The organism is Streptomyces ureilyticus (genome assembly GCF_011045025.1).
GTDB classification, from domain to species: domain Bacteria; phylum Actinomycetota; class Actinomycetes; order Streptomycetales; family Streptomycetaceae; genus Streptomyces; species Streptomyces ureilyticus.
The window spans coordinates 22,343-29,749 of sequence record NZ_JAAKZX010000118.1 but is presented as its reverse complement, the minus strand read 5'-3'; the positions used below and the strand labels follow the sequence as shown (position 1 = coordinate 29,749).

Sequence of the window (7,407 nt, the reverse complement as noted above, 5' to 3'; positions counted from 1 at the left end):
CCACCGGCCCATGCGAAAGCCGCCCCCCCGCCAACATCGCCCGCTCCGTCAACCCGATCAACCCCTGCCCGGATCCGGGCACGAGCGGCACCTCCCCCGGCGGAGCCGGATTGCGTACGGACACGGAGAGTCCCGAACCCGCCGCCCCCGTGACGGAAACCGTCACCTCCGCTCCAGGCGCGTGCTTGCGCGCATTGGTCAGCCCCTCCTGGGCGATCCGATACGCGGTACGCCCGACGGAGGCGGGCACAGCGGCGGCATCGGCAACGCGGTTGTCGAGGCTCACCTTCATCCCCGCTTCACGCGACTCGGAGACCAGCGACTCCAGCGCCCCGAGCGTCGGCTGGGGCCGTCCGGGCTCCCCCGACTCCGCGCCCGCGGGCCCGGACCGCAGCACCCCGATGATCTCCCGCAGGTCCTGCAACGCCTCGTGCGCACTCTCCCGGATGACTCCGGCAGCCCGGGCCACCTCCTCCCGAGGCGCATCGGGCCGGAACTCCAACGCCCCCGCATGCACGCTCAGCAACGTCAGCCGGTGGGCCAGTACGTCATGCATCTCGCGAGCGATCCCCTCCCGGGCCAGCCGCTGCGCCTGCTCGGCACGGAGCGCGGCCTCCGTCTCGGCGCGCCGGGCACGGTCCCGCAGGCTCAGCAGGAGTTGGCGGCGGGAGCGGGCGTACATGCCCCAGCCGACGATCGCGGAGGTGAGCACCCACCCGATGAGCACCGACGGGACGTAGTCGAGATCAGGCTCCGGCCGCAGATAGAAGAAGAGCGGGGACATCACCGCGTGGGCACCGCCGACCCAGGCGACGTGCTTGAAGGGCCGGTGCACGGCCAGCGTGAACAGCGCGACCAGGCCCACGCCGCCCGCCGTGGTCGAGACGAAGCTGATGGGAACCATGACCACGGCGAGGCCGACCGGCCAGCGACGGCGCAGCCAGACCGCGGCACAGGAAAACGCACCGATCCACTGGTCGGCGACCTCCAGCGCGCGCGGGAGGTCGGGGGTCTGGGACAGCGTGTCAGCGCTGAGCAGGCCGACGATCACGGCCACCAGGAAGGCGGCGAAGTCCACGACCCAGTCCCGTACGGTACGGCGGGGCCGTCCCGTCCGCCCGACGCGTGCCACCCGGTCGGGGTCGATCTCGACGGCGACCGCCGAGGGCAGCCAGCGCCGCCCGGGCAGCGGCCCCGGGGCGGACCCCGGCTCCGGCGTCAGCCCCGCCTTTCCCGACCCCGCTCGTGGCCCGGCTCCCGGTCCCGCCCCCGTCGTACGCTCGTTGCCGCTCACGGTCGACAAATCTACGCATCCACGGCTACCCGCACCGCCCCTCTGCGCAGGATCGCCGACCAAAGTCGCACCACCGAAGACTTTCGGCGCGGCCCCTCCGAGCGGACTCCAGACTTCCGTCGGACATGCCTCGCCCCGCGGCCGATGAACGTGGGGGGTCCGCGGGGCGAGGATCCTGGCATGAAGCAGGTTCTGGAGTTTCTCGGCGTGATCGCCTTCTTGCAGGGCGCGGCCGGCCTGGTGCACGAGTTCACGGACTGGCACATCGGCCTCGTACAGCGGGTCGGCTTTCTCGACGACTACGAGATCTACGCGAGCGTCGCGCTGCTGGTGCTGTCGTTCGCGCTGTTCGCGGTGGCCGAGAGCCGGAAACCCGGGTAACCAACAGCGGTGACCAGGAGCCGCACGGGGGGCGGCTCCTGATCTGCGGTGAGGTCCGATGGGCACTCCCCTCGGACCTCACCCCCGTCAGGCCAGGCCGAACCGCTCGGCGTGCACCTGCTGCCGGGGAACCTTCAGCCTGCGCAGCGCGCTGAGCACGGTCGAGGTCATCGCGGGCGGGCCACAGACGTAGACGTCACGTTCGGTTATGTCGGGAACCAGGGCGACGAGGCTGTCGGGCTCGAACGGCGGGCTCGTCTCCCCCGTGCGGCCGGTGAGCAGGTGCAGCCGCCCGCCGCGGTCCGCGACCAGAGTGCGTACCTCGTCGACCAGCACGGCGTCGTTCTCGCTGCGCACCCGGTAGAGCACGACGACGTCGCCGGCCGGTTCCTCCTCCAGCAGGGCTCGGACCGGCGTGATCCCCACTCCTCCGGCGATCAGCAGTGCGCCGGGCCGCGTTCGGTGCAACGCGGTGAACGCCCCGTACGGACCCTCGACGAACGCGCGGCTCCCGACCCGGACGTTCCGCAGGCCTGCGCTGGTGGTGCCGACCGCCTTGGCGGTCAGGCGCAGCGTGCGGCCGTCGGGTGCCGCCGACAGCGAGAACGGGTTGGCCAGCCACCAGTGGTTGTGCCCGGGGAACCGCCAGATGCAGAACTGGCCGGCCCGGGCCGGCAGCCTGTCGAGGTGGCGGCCGGTGACGTGCACCGACACCACGTCGTCCGACTCCGGCACCACCGCCGTGACCTCGAACCGGTGATAGGCGTTGCGCCACAGCGGCATCACGATGCGCCCCGTGAGCAGGGCACCGAACGCGAACAGCCACAGGGCCCACCAGTAGGTCATCCCGAACGCGGAGGACTTGAAGGTGGTGGGCTCCTGCAACTGGTGGACGAACGCCAGCCCCAACGCCACGTACAGCAGCAGGTGCACGCCGTGCCAGGTCTCGTAGCGCAGCCGCCGCCTCACCTGTCGGGCGGAGACCGCGGCGACCACGACGACGATCGCCGCGGCCAGCATCCCGAGCAGGGAGGCCGGCACTCCGGCCAGCGCGAAGAACGTCTTCGTCGTCGACGCGTCATCGAGCGTCGCGTAGCCCAGCACCACCAGCACGGCGTGGGTGAGGAGGGTCCACAGCAGGGTGAAGCCGACCCACCGGTGCCACACCGTCAACCGGTCCATGCCGATACGGCGGTCGAGCCACGGCAGCCGGGCCACCAACAGCAGCTGGAACAGCAACAGCAGGGCGGCGTGCATGCCGAAGAACTTGGCGACCGTGAGCACCCCGTTCTTGCCGGTCCCGGCGGTGAGGAACAAGGTCTCGACGATCGCCAAGTTGACGATGACAAACGTCCACAGCGCCCAGCGCGCCGCAACAACCGGAGGAATGGTGCCTGTTCGCACCTGTGTACTTGTCGCCTCCACCGCTTCCCCTTCTTCACGCTGGTCGAGCGGACCGTACCGCCGCCGTCGCCGGGTACGTTGTGTGATTAAGGTGTTAACCACAAGCCCTGATGGGGCTGCTGAGAACATCAGGCGCTGTTGGGGTGCACATGAGAAGCTCGCGTGTCTGGCAGCGTCCCACACTCGGTGCTGTGGCCGCGCGGGCCGAGGTGTCCACGGCCACGGTGTCGAACGCGCTCAACGGCACCGGACGGCTGTCCGAGGCGACCAGGCAACGCGTGCTGGCCGCGGCACGCGAACTCGGTTACGCCCCCGCCAGCATCTCCCGTGCCCTGGCCCGCGGCGGCACCGGAGTGCTCGGCCTGACCATGACGACGTACGGCGACCTTCCCGTCTCGTACACCGAGATCCCGTACTACGCGCAGCTGTCGCTGAGCGCCATCGCCGCGGCGCATGAGCGCGGTTACCTGCTCATGGTGATGCCGTGTTCGTTGTCACCGTGGATGTGGCTCAACACGCCGCTGGACGGCGTCATCCACGTCGGTCCGCGCGCCGACGACCCGGTGCGTTCCCTCCTGCGGCAGCGTGGCATCCCCATGGTCAGCAACGGCCGGCCGCCCCAGCCGCACTGGGGCGACGTGTGGGTGGACACCGATTACGAGGCGGGCCTGCGCCTCCTGCTCGACCACCTCACCGAGGCCGGCGCCCGGCGGATCGGGCTCTCCCTGCCACTGCACGACGACGAGTACCCGCACCTGATGGAACGTGCCTACGCGTCCTGGTGTGCCGAACGCGAACTGCCCGCCCTCGTCGAGGAGTACGCCTCCGTGCCCGACTACTTCACGGCTGAACAGGACGCGGTCCGCCGGCTGCTCGACCGCGATCCGCGACCGGACGCTGTCATCGGCATCTACTCCGACTCCGGTCACAACATCCTCGCCGCCGCCCGGCACCACGGGCTTCGGGTGCCGCAGGATCTGCTGGTGGCGTGTGTCAGTGAGGATCCGGATTACGCGACGACGGCCCCGCCCGTCACCACGCTCAGCCTCCGCCCCGACCGGGTGGGCGACGAAGCGGTCGATCTGCTGATCGCTCTCATCAACGCCCGCAGCGGTGTGCACCGGCATCGGCTCGTACAGCCGGTCCTGGCCCCTCGCCGGTCCACCCGACGCCCGGTACGGCGAGGGAACGTCACACCTTGATGAGTGGGAAGCCGGCACCTTCCCCGCTGGGAGTGAACTCCTCTGCCCTACACGGACGTTGGACCCGGAAACGCTGAAATCCGCCGGACCCTGACGAGGTCCGGCGGTCAGTCCTTCCGGCCGGGCTACTGCCCGTCGGCGGCGATGTCCCAGTGCTCGATGATCTTCCCGTCGACCACTCGGAAAATGTCCGCGACGACGTAATCGGAGCTGAAAACCCACACCAGGTCCTCGTCGGCGAGGGTGTTGCCGAACCGGGTCCCGCCGCCCCCGGTGGGCGGGGTGCTTGCGTCAGGGGCGCTGCTGGGCGAGGGGTCGCTGCCCTGCGTGTTCTGCTGCAGGAACCGCTTCAGTACATCCGTTCCGTTCCCGGCCGCCGGGTTGTGCTGGTAGTACCGCGGATCCCAACTCGTGTCGATGACGTTCACGTCACCGTCGGAGAGCTTGCGGTACGCGGTGACCGCGAACTTCCGGTTCTTCTCCTCCTGTTCCTCGGACAGGTTCGGTGCACCCTTCGGGTACCGGTACACGTCGCTGAACAAGGAGTTCCCGCTGGCCGTCTTCGCCGGTACGGTCTGCGTGATGCCCCAGTGTTCGACCAGTTTGCCGTTGCCGACCCGGTACAGGTCGGCCTTGGCCTCGCCGGTCGCCTCGTCCGCCGGGGTGGCCGACGCGTGCCAGTGCACGGCCACCAAGTCACCGTCAGTGGCCACGCGCTTGACGGTCGCCACCGCACCGGGAATCTTCGCCTTGAGGTCCTTGAACTGCTTGACCTGCCCGTCGGCCCCGCCGGGCACCGACTTGTCGTGCTGCACGTAATCGGTGCCGACGAGGTCCTTCACCACGTCGGTCTTGTCCTTGTTGAACGCCTCCGAGTACAGGCGCAGAACGAGCGCCTTGTTCCGCTCCTCGGAGGCTGACGACGAACGGGCAGCGGAGGACGTCGTCGACGAGGCGTCCGGGTTGGTGCCGGACGTGCTGCTGCAGGCGGTCGCGAAGCAGGCCACGGCAGCAAGCCAGGGCAGAGTCTTCCGGTATCTCACTCGGGTCTCCTGTGTAAGGGGGGATTGCGGTTCGGGCCTACTTGGAGGAGCTCCACCAAGCGGTGCCGACGGCGCGGATCGTGTTGGTGCCGCAGTGCACCTCGCCGCCGCCGACGTGGTGGGTGCGCCAGTCGTCCAGGTAGCGCACCCGCATGCCGACCTTGGCGTACGCCTTGGTCACCGCCTCGGCGAGGATGTCCTTGCCGGCCACGACCGGGCCCCACTGCTTGGGGGCGAGGTGCTTGTCGGGGGCGAGTACGACCCCGTTGATGGCTCCGGGGTGGTAGGCGCCGAGCTTGGGGGCCCCGTCCGACGGCTCACCCTGTCCGGGGAAGCCGAAGCGCTCGAACATCGCCGGGATCTTCACGATCTCGGCGTCGGTGACGCCGGTCTCGCGCTTCAGCAGCGCCAGGTTCTCCTTGATCTTCCGGGCGGCGTAGGCGTTGTCCTTGAGCAGCTTCCTGTCGGACAGGGCCTGGTCGATCGTGGGGATGCGGCCATCGGCGTAGGAGCGCGGGATGGAGAACACCTTGGTGTGGCCGTGCCCGTCGCGCTGCGCCTTGCGCAGCAGGGCGAGCGTGCCCTCCGGGTCGGCGATGCCGATCTTCCAGCCGCGCGGGGTGTCGGCGGGCAGGAACTGCACGAACTCGTCCACGTGACCGATGCCGAGCCAGCCGGTATCGAGCACCAGAGGATCCTGGGCCTGCTGGGCCTTGAGGAACGCCGTGTGCGCGGGCAGCCGGGAGCCGTGCCGGCCGGTGATGATCCGGCCCGCCGGATAGGACTTGCCGTTGTGGGCATAGGGCGGGATGGTCTCCAGGTTGCCCGTGGAGTTGATCTGGTCGTACTTCCCCTTGTTGACCTGTACGACGCCGACACCGGGGCCGCGCAGCTCGAAGACCTGCTTGCCGGCCGCGCGGTCCATCTGCGCCGACCGCATCATCACCCGCAGGACGCGCGGCTTGCCGCCCGGGCCGGGCATGCTGACGTAACCGGGCTCGATGAAGTCCTGCGCCCAGATGTCCGAGCCGTCCTTGAACTTGTAGGTCGGCTTGGTGATACCGGCCTTTCGCACTTCCTTGGCGAACTCTCGCGCGAACTTCCGCTGGTTGGGATCATCGCGGTTTCCGTCCACGACCAGCGCCCGCTCGGCGCGCTGAAGGTGGTGCTGCGTCAGGACCGGGGCCGCGCGAAGCGTCACCTCGTCCGTGGCAGTGCGGTCGCCGTCGGTGACGGTGAACTTGACGGTGACCCGGCCGTCCCAGTCCTCCCGGATCACGTCCCGCCCGTCCAGGCCGAGGTGGAGTCCTGCGCGCAGTTCGGCGGCGGTGACGCGGGTGCCGGCGGTGACGTAGGACCAGGTGTCGCCGCGCTTGAGGAACAGCCGGACCTTGGACTTGCCCGCGCCGACCAGCTGGAGGCCACCGGTGGCGGCGTCCGAGACGTCGTCGACCGGGACCGTGCGCAGCGGCGCCAGGTACTCGGGCGCCCGTACGACATTGCCCTGGGCGTCGTTGCAGGCCTCAAGCCGGGCATTGGACAGCCAGCGGCCGTCCGGCGTCCTCGTCTTGCAACGCCGCTGCTTGTCACCGATGTTCGGCAGGAAGATCGCGCCCCGCCGGCTGCTCCACGTCGTCTTGCCCGCGACATCGGAACCGCCGGAGACATCGACCGCACCGTCGCGGTTCACATCGGCGCGAATATCCGCCCGTACCCCCTCGGTGTCGGCAGCCCCGGCCGCCGTCACGGTGCCGGAGACGGCCGCCACGGCGATCGCCAACGCTGTCACGGCCCTGGGCCTCACTCTGCTCATGCACCTACTCCTCGTTAGTCCTGCCCAGCACCTCCATCCCAGCGCGGCGCGTTGAGGCATTCACTCCGCCGACCGGCGAGACAACCCCCGCCGACAGGGCGGGCTCCGGTCATCCGAAAGTTGCAGTCGCGCCACCGGACGGTTCACCGGGACGGCCCTGACAGGCCGTCCGGATACGCCTGCCGCGGAACTCCGGAGGCTCCAGTGAGAAATCGAAGGCAACCTTTTCGCTCTCTGCGGCCACTGAGCAGTGCACCAACGGCTCGATCC

Annotated in this window: 6 protein-coding genes; 2 read left to right on the top strand and 4 right to left on the bottom strand. The window is 69.6% G+C overall.

What is annotated here, in order from left to right:
• Window positions 1–1,222 (bottom strand): sensor histidine kinase (locus G6048_RS29985; RefSeq protein WP_206342297.1); only part of this gene is annotated, 1,222 nt, incomplete at its 3' end.
• A gap of 252 nt (window positions 1,223–1,474) precedes the next feature.
• Here G6048_RS29985 and G6048_RS29980 point away from each other — a divergent pair.
• Window positions 1,475–1,675 (top strand): hypothetical protein, encoded by a 201-nt coding sequence (locus G6048_RS29980; RefSeq protein WP_165342738.1) that lies wholly within the window; start codon window positions 1,475–1,477, stop codon window positions 1,673–1,675.
• An 87-nt stretch (window positions 1,676–1,762) separates the two neighbouring features.
• On the opposite strand, the gene G6048_RS29975 is transcribed toward G6048_RS29980, so the two are convergent.
• Window positions 1,763–3,100, bottom strand: coding sequence for a ferredoxin reductase family protein (locus tag G6048_RS29975; RefSeq protein WP_408056189.1), 1,338 nt, complete (start codon window positions 3,098–3,100; stop codon window positions 1,763–1,765).
• A 128-nt stretch (window positions 3,101–3,228) separates the two neighbouring features.
• On the opposite strand from G6048_RS29975, the gene G6048_RS29970 reads away from it, so the two are divergent.
• A complete protein-coding gene (locus G6048_RS29970; protein ID WP_165342736.1) occupies window positions 3,229–4,281 on the top strand; it encodes a LacI family DNA-binding transcriptional regulator in 1,053 nt (350 codons plus the stop codon).
• A gap of 125 nt (window positions 4,282–4,406) precedes the next feature.
• Here G6048_RS29970 and G6048_RS29965 read toward each other — a convergent pair whose 3' ends face one another.
• Complete coding sequence (locus G6048_RS29965) at window positions 4,407–5,324, bottom strand: nuclear transport factor 2 family protein (protein WP_165342735.1); 918 nt, start codon at window positions 5,322–5,324, stop codon at window positions 4,407–4,409.
• Window positions 5,325–5,361: 37 nt separating this feature from the next.
• The gene (locus G6048_RS29960) at window positions 5,362–7,137 is read right to left on the bottom strand and encodes a protein-arginine deiminase domain-containing protein (protein WP_165342734.1); all 1,776 of its coding nucleotides are present in this window, start codon (window positions 7,135–7,137) and stop codon (window positions 5,362–5,364) included.
• Window positions 7,138–7,407: the final 270 nt, after the last annotated feature.